At 40.7% G+C, this 19,574-nt stretch carries 14 protein-coding genes and 1 riboswitch; of the genes, 11 read left to right on the forward strand and 3 right to left on the reverse strand.

The annotated features are described in order from the left end of the window. Nucleotides 1–155: 155 nt before the first annotated feature. Nucleotides 156–2,159 (reverse strand): TonB-dependent receptor, encoded by a 2,004-nt coding sequence (locus tag M2448_RS09830; RefSeq protein ID WP_280646150.1) that lies wholly within the window; start codon nucleotides 2,157–2,159, stop codon nucleotides 156–158. Nucleotides 2,160–2,254: 95 nt separating this feature from the next. Next, nucleotides 2,255–2,557, reverse strand: a riboswitch (cobalamin riboswitch). Nucleotides 2,558–2,813: 256 nt separating this feature from the next. Here M2448_RS09830 and M2448_RS09835 point away from each other — a divergent pair. The 8 genes from M2448_RS09835 (at nucleotide 2,814) to M2448_RS09870 (ending at nucleotide 11,102) form a co-directional block, all read left to right on the forward strand. Then, complete coding sequence (locus M2448_RS09835; protein ID WP_280646149.1) at nucleotides 2,814–4,010, forward strand: pyridoxal phosphate-dependent aminotransferase; 1,197 nt, start codon at nucleotides 2,814–2,816, stop codon at nucleotides 4,008–4,010. Continuing rightward, entirely contained in the window at nucleotides 4,011–4,370 is a 360-nt protein-coding gene (locus M2448_RS09840) for a DUF6331 family protein (protein ID WP_280646148.1), read from the forward strand. Continuing rightward, nucleotides 4,367–4,948 carry a non-canonical purine NTP diphosphatase gene (locus M2448_RS09845; protein WP_280646147.1) on the forward strand — a complete coding sequence of 194 codons (582 nt, stop codon included), beginning with the start codon at nucleotides 4,367–4,369 and terminating at the stop codon, nucleotides 4,946–4,948. The genes M2448_RS09840 and M2448_RS09845 overlap by 4 nt, the downstream gene beginning before the upstream one ends. A 92-nt stretch (nucleotides 4,949–5,040) precedes the next feature. Further along, nucleotides 5,041–5,835, forward strand: a complete 795-nt coding sequence (locus tag M2448_RS09850; RefSeq protein ID WP_280646146.1) for a S1/P1 nuclease — start codon at nucleotides 5,041–5,043, stop codon at nucleotides 5,833–5,835. Between the two features lie 231 nt (nucleotides 5,836–6,066). Next, nucleotides 6,067–7,563 carry an acetyl-CoA hydrolase/transferase family protein gene (locus M2448_RS09855; protein WP_280646145.1) on the forward strand — a complete coding sequence of 499 codons (1,497 nt, stop codon included), beginning with the start codon at nucleotides 6,067–6,069 and terminating at the stop codon, nucleotides 7,561–7,563. A gap of 137 nt (nucleotides 7,564–7,700) precedes the next feature. Further along, a complete protein-coding gene (locus M2448_RS09860; RefSeq protein ID WP_280646144.1) occupies nucleotides 7,701–8,414 on the forward strand; it encodes an RNA pseudouridine synthase in 714 nt (237 codons plus the stop codon). A 103-nt stretch (nucleotides 8,415–8,517) separates the two neighbouring features. Next, the gene (locus M2448_RS09865) at nucleotides 8,518–8,895 is read left to right on the forward strand and encodes a GxxExxY protein (RefSeq protein ID WP_280646143.1); all 378 of its coding nucleotides are present in this window, start codon (nucleotides 8,518–8,520) and stop codon (nucleotides 8,893–8,895) included. Between the two features lie 83 nt (nucleotides 8,896–8,978). Then, nucleotides 8,979–11,102 (forward strand): Tex family protein, encoded by a 2,124-nt coding sequence (locus M2448_RS09870; protein WP_280646142.1) that lies wholly within the window; start codon nucleotides 8,979–8,981, stop codon nucleotides 11,100–11,102. Nucleotides 11,103–11,181: 79 nt separating this feature from the next. On the opposite strand, the gene M2448_RS09875 is transcribed toward M2448_RS09870, so the two are convergent. Then, nucleotides 11,182–12,027, reverse strand: coding sequence for an energy transducer TonB (locus M2448_RS09875; protein ID WP_280646141.1), 846 nt, complete (start codon nucleotides 12,025–12,027; stop codon nucleotides 11,182–11,184). Between the two features lie 522 nt (nucleotides 12,028–12,549). Continuing rightward, nucleotides 12,550–12,720 (reverse strand): hypothetical protein, encoded by a 171-nt coding sequence (locus M2448_RS09880; RefSeq protein ID WP_280646140.1) that lies wholly within the window; start codon nucleotides 12,718–12,720, stop codon nucleotides 12,550–12,552. Between the two features lie 948 nt (nucleotides 12,721–13,668). Here M2448_RS09880 and M2448_RS09885 point away from each other — a divergent pair. The 3 genes from M2448_RS09885 (at nucleotide 13,669) to M2448_RS09895 (ending at nucleotide 19,519) form a co-directional block, all read left to right on the forward strand. Continuing rightward, complete coding sequence (locus M2448_RS09885; protein ID WP_280646139.1) at nucleotides 13,669–15,399, forward strand: phosphoenolpyruvate carboxykinase; 1,731 nt, start codon at nucleotides 13,669–13,671, stop codon at nucleotides 15,397–15,399. 147 nt (nucleotides 15,400–15,546) lie between these two features. Further along, nucleotides 15,547–18,186, forward strand: a complete 2,640-nt coding sequence (ppc, locus tag M2448_RS09890) for a phosphoenolpyruvate carboxylase (RefSeq protein WP_280646138.1) — start codon at nucleotides 15,547–15,549, stop codon at nucleotides 18,184–18,186. Between the two features lie 109 nt (nucleotides 18,187–18,295). Beyond that, a complete protein-coding gene (locus M2448_RS09895) occupies nucleotides 18,296–19,519 on the forward strand; it encodes a 3-phosphoshikimate 1-carboxyvinyltransferase (protein ID WP_280646137.1) in 1,224 nt (407 codons plus the stop codon). Nucleotides 19,520–19,574 lie beyond the last annotated feature (55 nt).

A 19,574-nucleotide genomic window follows, 5' to 3' on the forward strand; every position in this document is an offset into this window, starting at 1 on the left:
CTAAAGCAGGAGGCAACTCTAATTTTAACTAAAATGTAACGAATGTAACGAATTTCGCTTCTTTTTACTTTCATTACCTTTTTTGTTGTAAACCGTTTGCCAATCAGCATTAGCCGATATCTCTATAGATAATTATTTCCCGATCTCATCACAAATCAAAACTTCATACCTACCGAAGCCTTGAACGAACGTCCGGGCATCGGATAGTTGGCTATCACATCATATCTTTTGTTCCATATATTCAGTATATTTCCCTGTACATATATGGTATTGTTCTTTATCTCAAATTCACGAAACAGCGAAATATTGTGATCCGTATATCCGTCCACCTTATTTATCTTGTCGTTGAGCGGTAGCCTGTATCGCTTCGTTGCTGCTATTACCGAATATGAGAAGTTCACATAAGGATTGTTGAACGAAAGCGTAGCTGCACCCGAATGTTCTGGGGTATAAGGAATCTGGTCTTTATAGTTGTCGGCATCCTTATCCGTCACATCTTGCGCCTGCATAAAGCTATAGGTAACAGACAGGTTTATATCCATTCGCGAAGCAACGGCAAAATTGAGTGCAGCCCGCAAATCTATTCCTTTTATATCTACATTGCCCAGATTCATCGTAGTGGCGATAAATGTTTTCGGGATAATCACGATCTTATCATCCACCTTATTGTAATAGCCATCTGCCGAAAGGCTGATAAAATTTAACGGACTATCCTTTATTTCACCTACCCATGTCAGTCCCAGATTGAACTGTTGGGATGATTCGGGTTTCAGTATTTTTTCTACTGACGAATAATACAGTTCGGTGAAAGTAGGTACACGATAAGTATGCTTGTACGAAGCTCTCACGCGCAGATTAGTAGCTTCGAACGGACGGTATGACAATGCTACAGCCGGACTAAGTTTTTTGTATGTATTATTTTCTTTATTGTTCTTTACCTCTTCTGAAATATAGGTGCCCAACAGGCTCGAAGTAACGGTCAGATACCTGTTTTTGTATTGAAAAGCTAAAGCCGACAACGAATTATACCGTTGAGGGTAGGGTAGGTTATCACCTGTTTGCTGATATCCGCTGAATTTGTTTTTCAGTTTGTTGTAGAATAAGTCCTCTGAAAAAGAAAATGAGATATTCGGGTTCAATGAATATAGCAGTGCATTCGACAGATAAGCTTCCTGCTCGCGGTACGTATTTCTTGTCTGCATACTGGCCTGATCGTCCTCGTATCGGGTGTAAGTATAATCGTATTTTGCCTGCGATTTCAGGCTGAATTTGCTGTTGAATGATTTATTATATGTCACCTGTGTAAAGAAATTTCTGTCCCACAGGCGTTCGGCAGCATAGTCGTTACCTTTTACCACAGCACCCGGTAATCCGCGCTCCGAGTCGAAATAATATACTTTGGCTTTCAGTTGTCCCGCTTTACCGAAGTCACTGTATAGGTTCACTTCCGTACGGAATATGTCTACATCGCTGTTATTTCGCTTGCGGTCAGTCAGTATTTTATCATCTTCCTGTTTGAATGGATAATTACCATCGGCACGTTGCCAGCTACCGTTTGCCGATAGTGAAAATGTATTGCTTAGTTTATGAGCATAGTCCAGCATTGGATTAAATAGTCCGAATGATCCGCCTGTAATACGTGCGTGTCCTTTATAATTGTAATTTGTAAAGTCGGGCATTGCTGTTTCCAGATTCAGCGTTCCCGCCGAAGCAAAGGCTTTTGCCGTTTGGAATATAACATCTGATTGTCCGATGTTGAGCGACACCATCGAAATATTGTCGAGGGCATACCGCCCTATATCCACCTGTCCTGATTGTGTATTGCTTACCATTATTCCATCATAACTGATCGCTGTATGCTCGGCACCCATACCGCGTATGGCAACTGTTTTCAGTCCGCCTATTCCCCCGTAGTCTTTAAGGACTATTCCGTTGAATCGACGTACAGCATCAGACACCGATTGTATCCCCTCTTGCAGCAATTCCTCATTCGTGATTACCTGCAATGGCGAAGTCGATAATGATACTGATGGCTTGGCGTTGGCAGATATTTCCACATCCGACAGCTTTTGCGTATGTATGCTATCGTTGATCTGTGCCTGTAACGACAGGCAACCTGTAAAAAGTAAAGCGGGAAGTAATTTAGTTCTTATCACCATATCAAAGCAATTGTTTCAGTGGACATTGCTTGCGGTAAGAACAAAGAAAAGAAGTGATTCCTTTACAGAGTTTCTTAAGCCTTATTCCTCGAAAGCTGTCCGAATATATACTTTGCAGGTCTTCTGACTTACTCCATCTTTGAGCATCCTTCCCAATATTCAGTTAACAGCGAGCAGTTAACAGTTAACAAAAATGATAACTATAACTGACGACTGATTACTGTCAATCAGTGGAACTGGTTTTGCTCAAGGACTTTTTTCAGTATTTATGTTAACTGATGACTGTTAACTGTTCACTGAAAAGAGCTTACAGCAGCGGGTCTGTTCAGGACTTACACCTGATTCCCTTTTCATCCGTTCTGACTTAACGTCTTGGAACAAAGCACTGCAAAGATAGGAATAATAGTTGTGATTTTTAAGGCAAACGTATCAAAATTATTGGATTGTATTTGGATGCTTATAGGGGCGGAATATCTTCCGCCCGCAGACTTTTTCTGTTTCGGGCGGAAGATATTCCGCCCCTACAAACGGTTAAAGCAATTATGTTTATTTTCATGCGTTTGTCCTAAATTCATAATTCATAATTTATAATTCATAACTATTATTCCTATCTTTGCGTCTTATTGTTAAAGAAATACATTATATAATTGCATTATGCCACATATTTCGCAACGGGGTGTAGAGATGCCAAACTCTCCCATCAGAAAACTGGCTCCTTTGTCCGACTCAGCAAAAGCTAGGGGACTGAAAGTGTATCACCTTAATATCGGTCAGCCCGATCTGCCGACACCCGATGAAGCGCTTGATGCGATACGCAATATCGACCGCAAAATACTGGAATATAGTCCCAGCGACGGTTATCGTTCATACAGAGAGAAACTAGTCGGTTACTATGCGAAATACAATATAAATGTATCGGCCGATGATATTATCATTACCACAGGCGGATCGGAAGCCGTTCTGTTCGCTTTTCTTGCATGCCTCAATCCGGGCGATGAAATAATTGTGCCTGAGCCGGCTTATGCTAACTATATGGCGTTTGCGGTATCAGCAGGAGCCGTTATACGCCCTGTTTCGTCTACTATAGAGGAGGGGTTTGCACTGCCTCCGGTGGAGAAGTTTGAAGAACTGATCAATGAACGGACAAAAGGAATTATGATCTGTAATCCGAATAATCCGACAGGTTATTTGTATTCCCGCGCTGAAATGAACCAGATAAAACATCTGGTACAGAAATATGACTTATACCTTTTCTCTGACGAAGTATATCGTGAATTTATCTATACCAACTCGCCTTATATTTCGGCTTGCCATCTGGTAGGCATCGAAGAAAATGTAGTGCTTATCGATTCGGTTTCCAAACGATACAGTGAGTGTGGTATTCGTATCGGTGCACTGATAACAAAGAATAAAGAGCTTCGCAAAACACTGATGAAATTCTGTCAGGCACGCCTTAGTCCGCCGCTTATAGGACAGATTGCAGCAGAAGCATCACTGGATGCCAGTCCCGACTATCTGCGCGATACGTATGATGAATACGTCGAACGGCGTAAATTCCTTATCGACAGGCTCAATCGTATTCCCGGTGTATATTCACCTATCCCGATGGGAGCGTTTTATACGGTAGCACGACTTCCGGTAGACGATGCAGATGAATTTTGTGCTTGGTGCCTTTCCGATTTCGAGTACGAAGGACAGACGGTGTTTATGGCGCCTGCATCCGGTTTTTATACCACTCCCGGTTTAGGCAGGAATGAGGTGCGTATAGCCTATGTGCTCAATAAGGAAGATTTGGCTAATGCGTTGACAGTTTTGGAAAAGGCATTGGAAACATATAATTCACTAAAATAAGTGAATAAAGATATTAATATAGGGCAGAATGAATGGATTGAGTGGATTGATCCTGATCTTACAATAAAACCATTCAATATTGATATATTACTTGAGCCAACATGGGAATTTTGGAAATCAATGGAAACTGAATGTGTTGCTGAATGCTGTGGAATTGATGCTTTTTATTTTGATCTCCGGAATATACAAAAAGCATTGCTATGCGTTGACAAACTGGAATTAAAGAAACAAATAGAATGTTTGAAAGAAGAAATATCAAGAAGTCATCATTCTGTACTAATCTCTTATAAATTTAATAATCTGTTTGAAAAATCTGTTTTTATTCAATTACTTGATCATATACTGCAAAATATAAAATGAAACAAAAACTTGTATTTGCCACCAATAACGCTCACAAACTCGAAGAAGTAAGAGAAGTTGTCGGCGATAAATTCAATATACTCAGCTTGCAGGACATCGGTTGCCATGAAGATATAGCCGAAACAGGCGAAACCCTTGAAGAGAACGCCCTTATTAAAGTGAGATATGTAAAAGAAAAATACGGCTATGACTGCTTTGGTGACGATACAGGTCTCGAAGTAGAAGCTCTGAATGGCGCACCCGGCGTTTATTCGGCACGCTATGCCGGAGACGGACACGATGCTAAAGCCAATATGAAGAAATTGCTCCATGAACTAAATGGTGTCGAAAATCGCAGGGCTTGTTTCCGTTCGGTAATAGCTCTTATCTCAGATGGAAAGGAATATTTATTCGAAGGACGTATAGACGGAGACATCCTCACCGAAGAACATGGTACAGCAGGTTTCGGTTACGATCCTGTATTTCGTCCCATTGGCTATAAGTACACATTCGCTGAGCTGGGTATGGATGTAAAGAATGAGATCAGTCATCGTGCTTTGGCAGTAAAAAAGCTATGTGAGTTTTTAGATAAGATATAACTCCGAATTAAGGCTATTTCCGTTTCACTACGAATTATTTTTGTACATTTACGAGGTGAAAAAATCGAATAATAAAGTACAAAATAAGTAATATGAAAAAGATTCTGATTGTAATAGTCTTGCTCACAGCAATATTGCTGCCGAGAGAGGTTCAGGCATGGGGAACCACAGGGCACAGGGTGATAGCCCAGATAGCAGAGAAAAATATAAAATCGTCGACAAAGAGAAAAATAGATAAGCTTCTGGATAATTACCCGATGGCATATTGGGCTAATTGGGCTGACTTTATCAAATCTGATACTACGGGTCGGTGGAAGCATACACATATCTGGCATTTTGTGAATGCTCCCGGAGGATTGGACAGGCAAGGTTATATCGACTTTATCAAAAATACACCACAGCAGAATGTGTATAGCGAAATTCCTAAATTGGAAGCTATTATACAGAATAAAAATTCATCCGACGATGAGAAGCGCATAGCACTTTACTTCCTTGTTCATTTGGTAGGTGATGCACATCAGCCGATGCACATGGGACGCGAAGAAGATCTGGGTGGTAATAAAATTTCTGTTACATGGTTTCGCAATCCTACCAATATACATAGTGTGTGGGATTCCCGAATTGTAGATAACGAAAACTACAGTTATACAGAATATGCAAATATCCTCAACTCGATAAGCAAAGATAAGAAACGAGCCTTACAGGCCGGTACACTCGAAGACTGGATGTATGATACTTACATATTGGCAAACGATGTATATGCCAATATATCCAACGGTGCGGAGTTGTCTTACGCATACAGTTACCGATACAAATATGTAATGGAAGAGCAGTTACAGAAAGGAGGGCTGCGTTTGGCCGTTATTCTCGACCGCATATTTAAATAAAACCCAATAAAAAAATAGCAATAGCGTCTTTTTACAGGCGCTATTTTTAGTTTGTACAAATAGTATTAATTGATAAAGTTTCCCTTTTGATTGATACCATAAAACAATCTAAATTTTAATGATTTAAAATAGTTTGTTCATTGATTATTTTGTAATTTCGCAGCGCGAAAGCAAAGAGCCTTAAGAGAACAATAAAGAACAATATAAATCATACATTTTAAAAGAAAAACAATGGCTTTAAAATTTATGACTGCTGAAGAGGCAGCATCACTCATTAACAACAACGACAATGTCGGATTTAGCGGATTCACACACGCGGGATGTCCTAAGGTAGTTCCCGGATTTATTGCTAAACGTGCGGAAGAAGAACATGCAAAGGGAAACCCTTTCAAAATTAATGTTTTCACAGGTGCATCTACCGGTGACAAGTTGGATGGAGTTTTAACGCGGGCAAATGCTATTAATTTTCGCGCACCATACCAGACAAACAAAAGTATGCGTGAAGCTATCAACAATGGAGAAGTAAAATTTGCAGATCTACATCTATCGACACTGGCTCAGGATATACGCTACGGTTTCTATGGCCAGATGGATTATGCTATCATCGAAGCCTGCGATGTTACCGAAGATGGTGAAATCGTTCCTACATGCGGTGTTGGTATATCACCTACAGTAAGCCGTTTAGCTAAAAAAGTGATAGTAGAGCTGAATACATGGAACCCGAAAGAAATGCGCGGTATGCACGATATACCTGAGCCTCTTGATCCGCCAAAACGCGGAGATATCCCTGTTTATGCGGTTCGCGACAGAGTGGGTAAGAATTTCATTAAAATAGACCCTGAAAAAATAATTGTAGTAAAAACTCACGAAGAAAACGAAGGTAGCGGTTTCGCTCCTGTGGATGAGGTTACTGCTAAGATCGGTGCTAATGTAGCCGAATTCTTCATTAAAGAAATGGCGGAAGGCCGTATGCCTAAAACATTCCTCCCTATCCAGTCGGGAGTAGGTAATATTGCCAATGCTGTATTAGCAGCAATGGGCGATAGTAAAGAAATTCCTGATTTTGAGGTCTACACTGAGGTTATTCAGGATGCCGTTATCGGTCTGATGGAGTCGGGGCGCGTTAAGTTTGCAAGCGGATGTTCTTTGACTGTAAGTAATCCTTGTATCGAACATATATACAAAAATCTGGACTTCTTCAAGGAAAGAATAGTGCTTCGTCCGTCCGAATATTCAAATAACCCTGAAGTTGTTCGCCGTCTCGGTATTATCGCTATCAATACTGCTATTGAAGCTGATATTTACGGTAATATCAATTCAACTCATGTGATGGGAACAAAAATGATGAATGGTATTGGTGGATCGGGTGATTTCACGCGCAGTGCATATCTGTCGATATTTGTAACCCCTTCTGTAGCGAAAGACGGAAAGATAAGCTGTATAGTACCGTTAGTATCTCACGAAGATCACAGCGAACACTCTGTGAAAATTATCATATCAGAATACGGAGTGGCAGACCTTCGCGGAAAATGTCCGGAAGATCGTGCTCAGGAGATTATCAACAAATGTGCTCACCCTGATTATCGCCCGTTGTTGCAGGAATATATCAAAAATGCACCTAAAGGGCACACCCGTTTCGATATGTATAACGCTTTTGGTTTTCACGAAGCATTTGCTGAAACAGGTGATATGAAAAATGTGAAATGGAGAAAGCCGAATAAGGCATAATCATAAGATTTCTGAGAATAAATAAGATCAGCCTTTCGGTTTTCCAATCGAAAGGCTTTTCTTTGTAAATCGGATTAAGAGTTAAATCGGTTTAGTTATAACTCATAATTTATAACTTATAATTCATAATTGATTAAATGACTGTTCTCTACGAAGACAACCATATCATCATTGTCAACAAGACTGTATCGGAAATCGTGCAGGGAGACAAGACGGGCGATAAACCCCTTTCGGAAATCGTAAAAGAGTATCTGAAAGAGAAATATAACAAGCCGGGAAATGTGTTTATCGGTGTCACCCATCGTCTCGATCGTCCTACAAGCGGGATTGTGATCTTTGCCAAAACGAGTAAAGCTCTGCCCCGCCTTAACGATATGTTCAAGAATAAAGAGGTAAGCAAGACCTACTGGGCAATAGTGAAAAACGCGCCAAAACAAACCGAAGGCACATTAAAGCACTATCTGGTGAGGAACGAGAAGCAGAACAAGTCTTATGCTTACGATACGGAGAAACCGAATTCCAAACTAGCAATACTGCATTATAAGACTATAGCCCGTTCGGATAATTACAATCTGCTCGAAATAGATTTGGAGACCGGACGACATCATCAGATACGTTGCCAACTGGCAAAAATAGGTTGCCCGATAAAAGGCGACCTTAAATATGGAGCAGAGCGTTCCAATCCCGATGGGGGAATCAGCCTGCATGCGCGTAAAGTGTCGTTCATTCATCCTGTATCGAAAGAACGGGTAGAAGTAACTGCGCCTGTACCGGAAGATAATTTGTGGAAAGCATTTCAATCGACAGAAGAGCCTCACGCAAAGACGCAAAGACGCAAAGACAAAGAATAATCTTTTTTAGTCTACTTTATATTAACATTTTTGTATCATTATTTCTTTAGATTTATAAAAAAACATTTCTTTGCGTCTTTGCGTGAACTATAATAAATGTGTTATGACAGAAAATGAGATTTCAAAATACATTGTGGATGCAGCTTATTGTATACATTCAGAATTAGGACCTGGATTATTGGAGTCCGTTTATGAAGAAATCATGTATTATGAATTAACAATACAAGATATGAAAGTAGAAAGACAAAAAGAATTGCCCGTAGTATGGGATGGATTAAAAATGGATTTAGGTTTCCGTACCGATCTGATCGTTGAAGATAAAGTTATTGTAGAATTGAAATCCATTGAGAAAGTTTCTCCCGTACATTATAAGCAGTTACAAACATATTTGAAAATTACAGAAATGAAATTAGGTTTACTCATAAATTTTAATGAAAACCTGATTAAAGATGGAATAAAGAGAATTGTAAATAATTTATAATAAAGAATTCACATAGGTCAAATTATAGGTATTTATTCTTTGCGCCTTTGCGTCTTTGCGAGAAAAAATAAATGAAAAATGAAATGGCAATAATTAATCTTATATCATCTGCTTTAAACATTAAAGCATCACAAATAGAGAAAACAATAGAGCTGCTCGATTCGGGTGCAACTATCCCCTTTATCAGTCGTTACCGTAAAGAAGTGACAGGTGGATTAGATGAAGTGCAGATCGGCGCTATCAAAGAACAGAATGACAAACTTAACGAACTGGTAAAACGCAGGGAAACCATTCTGAAATCGATAGAAGAACAGGAGAAACTGACTCCCGAACTAAAGACACGTATCGAAAACTGCTGGAACAGTTCCGAACTCGAAGATATCTATCTGCCTTACAAACCGAAACGGCAGACTCGTGCCGAGATAGCCCGTAAGAAAGGATTGGAGCCACTGGCAAAATTCATTATGGCACAGCATCCGGGTGATGTAGACGGCAAGGCAGAAGCCTATGTCAAAGGGGACGTAAAAGATATAAAAGATGCCATTTCCGGAGCGTGCGACATTATTGCCGAATGGGTCAATGAAGACGAATATGCCCGTAATTCTATCCGTAATATATTTCAGAGAGAGGCTGTCATTACAGCTAAAGTAGTGAAAGGAAAAGAAGAAGAGGGCGATAAATACCGCGATTACTTTGACTTTTCCGAAAAACTGAGTAAATCTTCGTCACATCGTATTCTGGCTATACGCAGGGGCGAATCGGAAGGAATACTCAGGGTAAATATCGCACCCGATGAAGACATGGCTTTGGAACGACTCGACAAACGTTTCCTTAAAGGAGACAATGACAACATAGCTACTAACTATGTAGCGGATGCCATAGAAGATTCATACAAACGACTGTTAAAACCATCTATCGAAACGGAGTTCGCCGCTTTATCGAAAGAAAAAGCCGATGAAGAAGCCATACGTGTGTTTATCGAGAATTTACGCCAATTGTTGCTTGCTGCACCACTAGGGCAAAAGCGGGTATTGGGAATCGATCCCGGCTACCGTACAGGCTGTAAACTTGTATGCCTCGATGCTGAAGGGAACCTGTTACATAACGAGACTATCTATCCGCATCCACCACAAAATGAGACATCAAAAGCCGGAAACAAAGTTGTAAAACTTGTATCTACTTACAATATAGATGCCATAGCAATAGGTAATGGTACGGCAAGCCGCGAAACAGAACGGTTCATTACTAATCTGCGCTACGAGAAAGAAGTAAAAGTATTTGTAGTGAGCGAAAACGGAGCATCTATTTACTCAGCATCAAAAATTGCACGCGAAGAGTTTCCCGATTATGATGTGACGGTAAGAGGGGCAGTCTCTATCGGTCGCCGTCTGATGGATCCGTTGGCCGAGTTGGTAAAGATAGATCCTAAATCCATCGGGGTAGGGCAGTACCAGCACGATGTAGACCAGAATAAGTTGAAAAATTCGCTTGACCTGACAGTCGAAAGTTGTGTAAACCTTGTAGGAGTGAATGTAAATACAGCCAGTAAACACTTGTTGACTTATGTTTCGGGCTTAGGGCCTGTGTTAGCACAGAATATAGTAAATTACCGAGCCGAGCATGGTGCTTTCAAGTCGCGTAAGGAGCTGATGAAAGTGGCTCGTATGGGCGAAAAGGCATTCGAGCAAAGTGCAGGATTCCTTCGTATAGCCGATGCAGACAATCCGCTTGATAACTCGGCTGTACACCCAGAGAGTTATCATGTAGTAGAAAAGATGGCGAAAGACCTTAAATGTACGGTAAAAGACCTGATAACCAATAAAGAGTTGAAAAAGTCGCTCGATCTGCAAAAATATGTGACCGATACTGTCGGACTGCCCACATTGAACGATATTATGGAAGAGCTGGACAAACCGGGGCGCGACCCGCGTAAAGGTATCAAGATGTTTGAGTTCGATCCGAATATCCGTACCATCGAAGACTTGCGCGAAGGTATGATTCTACCCGGTATAGTAACCAATATAACCAACTTCGGTTGCTTTGTTGATGTCGGCATCAAAGAGAACGGACTGGTGCATATATCTGAACTTGCAGACCGTTTTGTCTCCGATCCTACCGAAGTAGTTTCGCTTCATCAGCATGTAGAGGTAAAAGTATTATCTGTCGATCTGGCACGCAAGAGGGTACAGTTGTCGATGAAAAAATAAGGAAAGCCGCTCTTTGGAGCGGCTTCCTCGTTAGTGTGTGTGATTGGAGATCTGATAGCAGATTAGTGTTTTCTACAGTTTATTTACTCAGTTTGAATACAATCGGTAATGTGAAGTAAACTTTTACAGGTTCTCCGTTGTTTCTGCCCGGTATCCATTTCGGCATATTCTTTATCACACGCATTGCTTCCCTGTCGCAGTTTACACTCACGCCTTTCAGCAATTGCAGGTCGCCTATCTCGCCGGTCTTGCTTACAACGAAGCGTATAGTAACTTTTCCTTCTATACCTATTTCCTGATCGGATATCGGATATTTCAGGTTGTCTTTTATATATCTGTACATTTCGGCTTCCCCACCCGGAAATTGAGGCATTTGTTCGGCAAATATGATCGGAGGGTCTTCAGTTTTGCCTGCACCACCTGTACCGTTGCCTTCTACTACTTCGCGTTCAAATATCTTGCGTTCAGCAGCAGGATCTGTAGAGCCTTCTTTAACTGTGAATGCACCTATTACAGCTTCTTTGTTTTCGAGTAATTCGGTCATGCTCGCCATCTCGTTTTCATTTGTAACCTCATTCTTATCTACTATTGTAGGAACAACGAATTTTTCCATTTTTCGGTACACTACCGGAGGCTCCGGTATTTCGGGTTGCTCTATTACCTGTTCTTCCCTGTTGTCGATCACGTCCATTACGCTATATATCTCGTTTCGGTCGATATCGTAACCTCCTGTATTTGCTGCTACTGTACTGATAATAGCCGGAAGGCTGGCAACGAATGCAACAATTATAAGTACGATACCAAATGCCCAAAGATGTCTTTTCCACGACGACTGACGCAATTCAAATGCACCATATGATTTATTTTTACCTTCGAAAATAATATCACACCATTCTGAGGAATTTAAGTTTACTGAGTTTTTCATGACTGTTAGTTTTTAATTGTTATTAATATTCGACTTCGTCAGTTATTTTCTTGCAGCAGCATAATCAAAATAAATTTTGCTTCTGCTTGCCTGCTTAACGAAAATATTCCCCTTTTTACCCTATAGATGTCAGAATGATAGAAATTCCACAAACAGGTGACATTTTATTTTTATGGATTTAAAGTAATGAATACTGTTTATTGTAGTATTTGTGTTGTAGGGGCGAAACAACGTTCGGCGGTAGCCAATTATCATTTGCCCGATGCTAGTATATATCATTTATATACCACAAATACTTCACTGGAATAAGCTTTTTATAATTTAAAATAAATGTGGTTCACTATTCCGGGCGTAAGATATTACGCCCCTACGCAGTTTGCCGAATATTTTTGTCTGTAACCTTTAGGCAGAACGATTATAGTCTAAAAGTGTAAAATAAAATAGCAGCAGGAATATTCCTGCTGCTATTTCATAGGCTATTTTTTAGATTGATGTTTTCTTGGAAGTGTGGAAATGATGCTTTTAATTGGACAACCTGCGATGTTCGTTATGCAATGCCCGTAGCTTAATAGACATTATTTCCAGTTCATCCAACAACCTGTTCATTTCTTCCACCGGAGTGTCTTTAGGAGAATCTTCAAAGCGTTTTCTCGCTAAATAAATGTCGTTGATTAGTTCTTCGTGCTGGCTCATGGCTATTTTTCTTTTATGTAAATAATAATTAAAACAGACAAAATGTGCTGTTTTGCTCAGCAAAGATAGCAATAATTGCTATGTCTACTTTACAATTTAATGATTTTTTGAATATGTTTTTCAGCATGTTTTATATTAAATAGTTTATTTATAGCTATTTAATGTGTGCTTTTGCCCTTAAATTAATCGAAAAAAAGTAGTAAGTAAAAAAAACGATACTTAAAGTGACTAATTAAATTGAATGATTTAAGTAGCGAGACTTAATGACTCGCATGATTAACAGCTATAAAGAATACACGTCAATATGACAGTTAAAATACATAATCAACCCCATCCTTATAGTATATAAATATTTATGAATATTTACAGATCAATAAAATTGTTAATGCATTACTATCTGCAAAGCAATTGCTATCAATGGCATATATATTGCTTTTTATCAACTGTAAAACAATCTGAATCATCAATTGACAAACCCGCTACGATAACAACTCTCTGGTGCGGCTAGTACCAGCCTACGGGTTAATATATCAAAAGCTAGCCATATTTAATTAAACACTATTCTGAAAAGGTTGCACGCGATGTGCAGCCTTTTTGTATTACAGGGCTACCTGCAAACAAAACAGATTTCTACACAGCAGATGTGAATTCCGTATATGTGAATAAAATCAAAAATAAATAGATATTTAGCATCTGCGAAACAACTAAATAGCAAAAACTTACTTTTAATTTACAATTTATTATAAATTTAGTTCTCAATTCATTTAAATGTATAGCCAAGATTCAGTAAATTTGGAGGTAGATTTTATCTACATCCGAAGTGTGTTTGGATAAGTTGTTTCAATTCATAGCTTTTGAGATATTTATTATCAAAAAACATGTTATGAGTTGATTTTTTATGAGGATTTGGAAAGAAATAAATTTAATAAATAATAAAAAAAATCGGAAATGCTACAAGAATTTACGCTAAGCGAAGGAAAAGCAATAATTAACTTCACACTAAAATTTTGCGATACCCGTCAGAAAATATTGGATAGTTACGGCTTCCGTCGTGTAATTGAAGTCTTCGTTCAGAAACTGAAGAAAAATGAGATTATCATTTATGAATATTATATCAAGGAATTCAAAACCGATGAAGAGTTTGAAAAAACACTGATAGAAGCATTCAAGCTACTCACTGTATTGAATCCGGACGAAGTACAGAATGTTCACAACAAATACTCGATATTCTTCAACGACAAAGACCTCTTTATCGAACTTATAGAATTATTATATAGCTTCTGGCGCAGGCTGGAACGTTATGCCATTGTACACAACAGTTCTATCGGAAATGGTTTGCAGAACGTACGTTTTATGCAAGCCAATGAGTTGTTTAACGAATTGGTGTTGTCGATCTACCGTCGTGTAGAAGAAACTGTGATAGGTTACCAGCACAGAGTATATCGCCAACTTACCGCCGGAGCCAATGCTGCTCTTACCCTTAGCGATATCAACTGGAATTGTCCGGTAGAGTACAACGGGCTTACTACGATTCCGTTCATTACCGCTGTTATGTTCAAACCGCCGTTTATTTCATACACAAAAAGAAATACACGCGATGGCATATTTCAGGAGCATACTACAAATCCGATAGAAAATATTGTACTGAGCGAAGACGACTGGTTCCTGTTCCCTGCTAAGGTAGGCAATATGCTCACATTCGTATATTTCCACAAAGACTTTATGGTACATGGCTTCGCCCTTTCCAATCTGTTCGAATTAGCGAAAGAAAGCGAGTATATCGGCAAAAAACCCGATATCATCTATATATTCGGATATCCTGACGGACATGAAGAAAAACGCACATTCTACTACAAGGACAAGGTAAACAACATCCTTATCGGATATGCAAACCATTGTGACGATATAGACTACTTCGGCTACATGAAGAAAATGTTGCTTACACTTCACAATGTTAAGCAAATGGAGTACGACCGCCTGCCTATACACGGTGCAATGGTAAACATATTGCTGAAGAACGGAAAAGAAGCCAATATCATCATCATGGGTGACAGTGGAGCCGGTAAGTCTGAGAGTCTCGAAGCCTTCCGTACGCTGAATGAAAAATATATCCGTCATATGCGTATCATCTTCGACGATATGGGGTACCTCAAAAAAGAAGAAGACGGCTCAATAAAAGGCTATGGAACAGAAATCGGTGCATTTGTCCGCATCGACGACCTCGACCCTATGTATGCCTTCCAGCAGCTCGAAAGAGGAATTTATACCAACCCTGATAAGATTAATGCACGTATAACCATTCCTGCGGCTACTTACGACGTTATCATGAAAGGCTATAAAGTAGATTATTTCCTTTATGCAAATAACTATACGGAAACAGACCAGAAGATCAAATTCTTCGACAATCTGGACGAAGCCATCACTGTATTTGAAGCCGGAGCCCGCAAAGCAAAAGGTACTACTACCGAAAAAGGCCTTGTTACATCTTATTTCGCAAATCCGTTCGGGCCTGTACAGGAACCGGAAGTAGCCGGAAGACTGATCAGAGAGTATTTCACTGATATGGAAAAGAACGGAGTAAAGATTGGCGAAGTACACACTTCGCTGGCTATAGACGGACAAAGCAAAGACGGCCCGCGTCTGGCAGCAGAAGAGCTGTTCACGCTTATCAATGAGTGACAAACTTTTTTACAGATGAACATTTAGTTGTTTTTTAACGTTCAACATAAAACACTAAATACATTTCATAAATAATAACGGAGAATGCAACCTGCCGATCGGAAGACGTGCGGGTTGCATCTATCCTGTAAAAAGAACTATCTATATATGAATAATTTGCAACAATCTTTGATGCACAACAATATCAAGCTGCTTGGCGACCTGTTGGGTAAAACCATAAGTGAAGCTAAAGGGCAGGATATGGTCGACCTCATAGAAACAATCCGCAGGCTTTCTAAAGCCTCGCACACAGGAGATATAGAGGCTCACAAACAACTTGTAGAAAAGATGAAGAACCTGAAAGACGAAGAGTTTTTGCCGGTGGCAAGGTCTTTCAATCAGTTTCTGAATCTGACAAATACGGCAGAACAGTACAACAGTGTTTCTCCTCATGCGCAAGGCGCAGAAAACCCTGTAAATTTTCCCGAAATATACAGCAAGCTGAAAGCTGCAAACCTCAGTGATAAAGTCATCATTAAAGAGATAGAAAAAATATCTATCGATCTGGTACTCACTGCACACCCTACCGAGATCAACAGACGATCGCTGATCAACAATCTGAATCAGGTAGACCATTGTCTGGGCCTATTAGATCACGATGATTTGGCCGAATATCAGAAAGTACAGATACTGCAAAGACTGAAACAGCTCATTGCTCAATACTGGTACACCGATGAAATCCGTCAGAACCGTCCTACTCCGAACGAAGAGGCAAAATGGGGCTACGATGCTATTGAGAACAGCCTGTGGCTGGCAGTTCCGGCTTATTTACGCGAACTGGATGAACAGATACGCAACACCATACCATACAGGCTGCCGATAGATGCACGTCCTATACACTTTTCGTCGTGGATGGGTGGCGATAGGGATGGCAACCCGAATGTGACATCGAAAGTAACGCACAATGTATTACTCGACAGTCGCAAAAGGGCTGTAAAACTGTTCCTTGCTGACATTGAAATACTTGTAAAGGAATTGTCGATGGCTGCATGTACCAGCGAATTCAGAAATTATATAAACGACTTCGACATACAAGAGCCTTATCGCGAATTGATGAAAAGGCTACGCGAAAAGCTCCGTAAGACACAAGTCTATCTGGATGCCCGCATAGATGGAAAAAATCCGGAACTGACCGAAGATATACTTACGCACAACGACCAGCTTTGGGAACCACTACACGAGGCTTACAAGTCGCTTGTAGCCTGCAATATGGGCATAATAGCAGACGATAAACTGCTCGATACCATGCGTAGGGTGCGTTGCTTCGGGCTCAATCTGGTGCAAATAGATATCCGTCAGGAAAGTACTATTCATACCGAAGCTATATCTGAAATCACACGCTATCTGGGGTTAGGAGACTATGAGGCCTGGTCGGAAGACGAGAAACAAGCGTTCCTTATCAAAGAATTGAATTCGAAGCGTCCGCTCGTTCCTCACAACTGGGAGCCAAGCCCTCAGACTAAAGAGGTACTGGATACATGCAGGGTAATAGCAGAAACACAAGAAGGTGCTATTCCTACCTATGTGATCTCGATGACACGTACACCGTCGGATATTCTGGCTGTATATCTGCTGCTGAAAGAGGCTGAATGTCCTTATACACTACCTGTAACGCCTTTGTTTGAAACACTGAACGACCTTAATAATTCCAATGGTATTATGCAGGAACTGTTCAATATAAGCTGGTACAAAGGTATTATAAAGAATAAACAAATGATAATGATAGGGTATTCCGACTCTGCAAAAGACGCCGGTTCCCTAGCTGCCGGATGGGCTCAGTACACTGCGCAGGAAGCTCTGATCAAGACCTGTCAGGATGCAGGAATTGCCCTTACACTGTTTCATGGTCGTGGCGGAACTGTAGGACGCGGCGGCGGCCCTGCTAAAGTAGCTTTGTTCTCACAACCTCCGGGCTCACTCAAGAGTGGGCTGCGTGTTACCGAACAAGGGGAAATGATACGCTTCAAACTCGGATTACCCGATCTGGCTATCAAAACATTATCGCTGTACACCGATGCCATACTGGAAGCAAACCTGCTGCCTCCTCCTGCACCAAAACAGGAATGGAGAGACCTCATGGATAAGTTGTCCGACGTTTCGTGTAATATCTATCAGGGAATTGTACGTCACGATCCTGATTTCATACCATATTTTTATCAGGCAACGCCGGAGGCTGAACTTGCCCGTCTGCCATTAGGCTCACGCCCGGCAAAACGCCGTCCGAATGGAGGTGTGGAGAGTCTACGCGCTATTCCTTGGATTTTCGGGTGGACTCAGAATCGTCTGATGCTCCCTGCATGGCTGGGTGCGGGACAGGCGCTACAAGAGGCTATCAACAATGATAAGATGGACGTACTGAAAGAGATGTACCAGAACTGGCCATTCTTCGGCACACGCATCAGTATGCTCGAAATGGTATTTGCCAAAGCCGATTCGCGCATGGCTCAATATTATGACGACCGTCTGGTAGATGATAAGCTGCTTCCTTTGGGCAAAAAGCTAAGAGATCAGTTGGGAAATGATATTAAAACGATATTGCAGATTTCGCAAGACGAATATCTGATGGAAGGGTTACCCGATGTGGCTGAAAATATTGCCATGCGTAATATTTATACCAATCCGTTGAACCTGTTGCAGGTAGAATTGCTGCACAGGACAAGACAGGAGGGGGAACACTCGTCGGAACTGGAACTGGCACTGATGATCACTATATCCGGCATTGCCGCAGGAATGCGTAATACAGGGTGATAAGGGAATTATAAGTTATAAATTATGAATGAAGAATTAAGAATATGAGGCTTGTAACTCATTCCTCTCTGTTCTTAATTTTTCATTATTCATTCTTAATTTTAATTTTATGCAATATAAAGTAACAGCACCTCAAACCATAAAATCTATTATACAGCTCCCTGCTTCTAAGAGCATCAGCAACAGGGCTCTTATACTGAATGCTCTCAGCTTTACATCTTTCGATATAGAAAATCTTTCCGATTGCGACGATACCAATGTCATGGTAGATGCCTTCGAGTCGGGTAACAGTATGATAGATGTAAAGGCAGCCGGTACTTCGATGCGTTTTCTGACGGCATTCCTGTCCATTACACCCGGCGAATGGATCATTACCGGAACCGAACGCATGAAGGAACGCCCCATACATATACTGGTAGATGCACTGATATCGCTCGGCGCACGTATCGAATATCTGGGAAAAGTAGGCTATCCGCCATTGAGGATAAAAGGTACTTCGATTACAGGAGGCGATATCTACTTATCGGGTGATGTCAGTTCGCAGTTCATATCGGCATTGCTGATGATAGCTCCTACCATGAGCAAAGGACTTACAATCCACCTCGAAGGTAATGTGATTTCTATACCATACATCAAACTTACTCTGGGCATGATGGCTCAGTATGGAGTAAAAACACACTGGGATGGCAATGTTATAAAGATACATCCTGAAGAGTATAAACCGACACACTATAAGGTAGAATCGGACTGGTCGGCAGCTTCATACTGGTACGAAATGGCTGCATTGGCTGATGAAGCGCATATAGAACTGAAAGGATTGTTTAAAAACAGTATGCAAGGTGATTCAAAAACAGCAGAACTGTTTGTCGATCTGGGGGTGTCTACAGAATATACTCAGGACGGTGTGATTATCACCAAAACAAACAACAGGACTAAAAAGCTGTTCCATAACTTTGTGAATGAGCCCGATCTGGCGCAGACATTTGTTGTTACCTGCTGCCTGATGAATATACCTTTCCTGTTTACAGGACTGCAAACGCTGAAAATAAAAGAAACTGACAGAATAGAAGCGCTAAAGGCTGAAATGAAAAAACTGGGTTACGTGATCAGAGATAGCGAAAACAGCATACTGGAATGGGATGGTGAAAGATGTGAACCGGAAGCCAATCCTGTCATAAAAACCTACGAAGATCATCGTATGGCTATGGCCTTTGCTCCGGCTGCCATAAAACTGAAAGATATAAACATAGCTCACCCGAAAGTAGTGACTAAGTCTTACCCGCGCTATTGGGACGACCTGAAATCTGTAGGATTCAATATAGAAGAGAAATAATTATCTTCTGAAAGATCATAAAGGGCGAATATTATTGGTTATACTGATAATATTC

Origin of the sequence: Dysgonomonas sp. PF1-14 (genome assembly GCF_029892965.1) — a bacterium.
In the GTDB taxonomy this organism is placed as follows: Bacteria; Bacteroidota; Bacteroidia; order Bacteroidales; family Dysgonomonadaceae; genus Dysgonomonas.

Excerpts from the sequence above, each read along its gene's own strand:
- M2448_RS09830 (WP_280646150.1), bottom strand. The coding sequence starts at position 2,159 with ATGGTGATAAGAACTAAATTACTTCCCGCTTTACTTTTTACAGGTTGC.
- M2448_RS09835 (WP_280646149.1), top strand. The coding sequence starts at position 2,814 with ATGCCACATATTTCGCAACGGGGTGTAGAGATGCCAAACTCTCCCATC.
- M2448_RS09845 (WP_280646147.1), top strand. The coding sequence starts at position 4,367 with ATGAAACAAAAACTTGTATTTGCCACCAATAACGCTCACAAACTCGAA.
- M2448_RS09850 (WP_280646146.1), top strand. The coding sequence starts at position 5,041 with ATGAAAAAGATTCTGATTGTAATAGTCTTGCTCACAGCAATATTGCTG.
- M2448_RS09855 (WP_280646145.1), top strand. The coding sequence starts at position 6,067 with ATGGCTTTAAAATTTATGACTGCTGAAGAGGCAGCATCACTCATTAAC.
- M2448_RS09860 (WP_280646144.1), top strand. The coding sequence starts at position 7,701 with ATGACTGTTCTCTACGAAGACAACCATATCATCATTGTCAACAAGACT.
- M2448_RS09865 (WP_280646143.1), top strand. The coding sequence starts at position 8,518 with ATGACAGAAAATGAGATTTCAAAATACATTGTGGATGCAGCTTATTGT.
- M2448_RS09870 (WP_280646142.1), top strand. The coding sequence starts at position 8,979 with ATGGCAATAATTAATCTTATATCATCTGCTTTAAACATTAAAGCATCA.
- M2448_RS09875 (WP_280646141.1), bottom strand. The coding sequence starts at position 12,027 with ATGAAAAACTCAGTAAACTTAAATTCCTCAGAATGGTGTGATATTATT.
- M2448_RS09880 (WP_280646140.1), bottom strand. The coding sequence starts at position 12,720 with ATGAGCCAGCACGAAGAACTAATCAACGACATTTATTTAGCGAGAAAA.
- M2448_RS09885 (WP_280646139.1), top strand. The coding sequence starts at position 13,669 with ATGCTACAAGAATTTACGCTAAGCGAAGGAAAAGCAATAATTAACTTC.
- ppc (WP_280646138.1), top strand. The coding sequence starts at position 15,547 with ATGAATAATTTGCAACAATCTTTGATGCACAACAATATCAAGCTGCTT.
- M2448_RS09895 (WP_280646137.1), top strand. The coding sequence starts at position 18,296 with ATGCAATATAAAGTAACAGCACCTCAAACCATAAAATCTATTATACAG.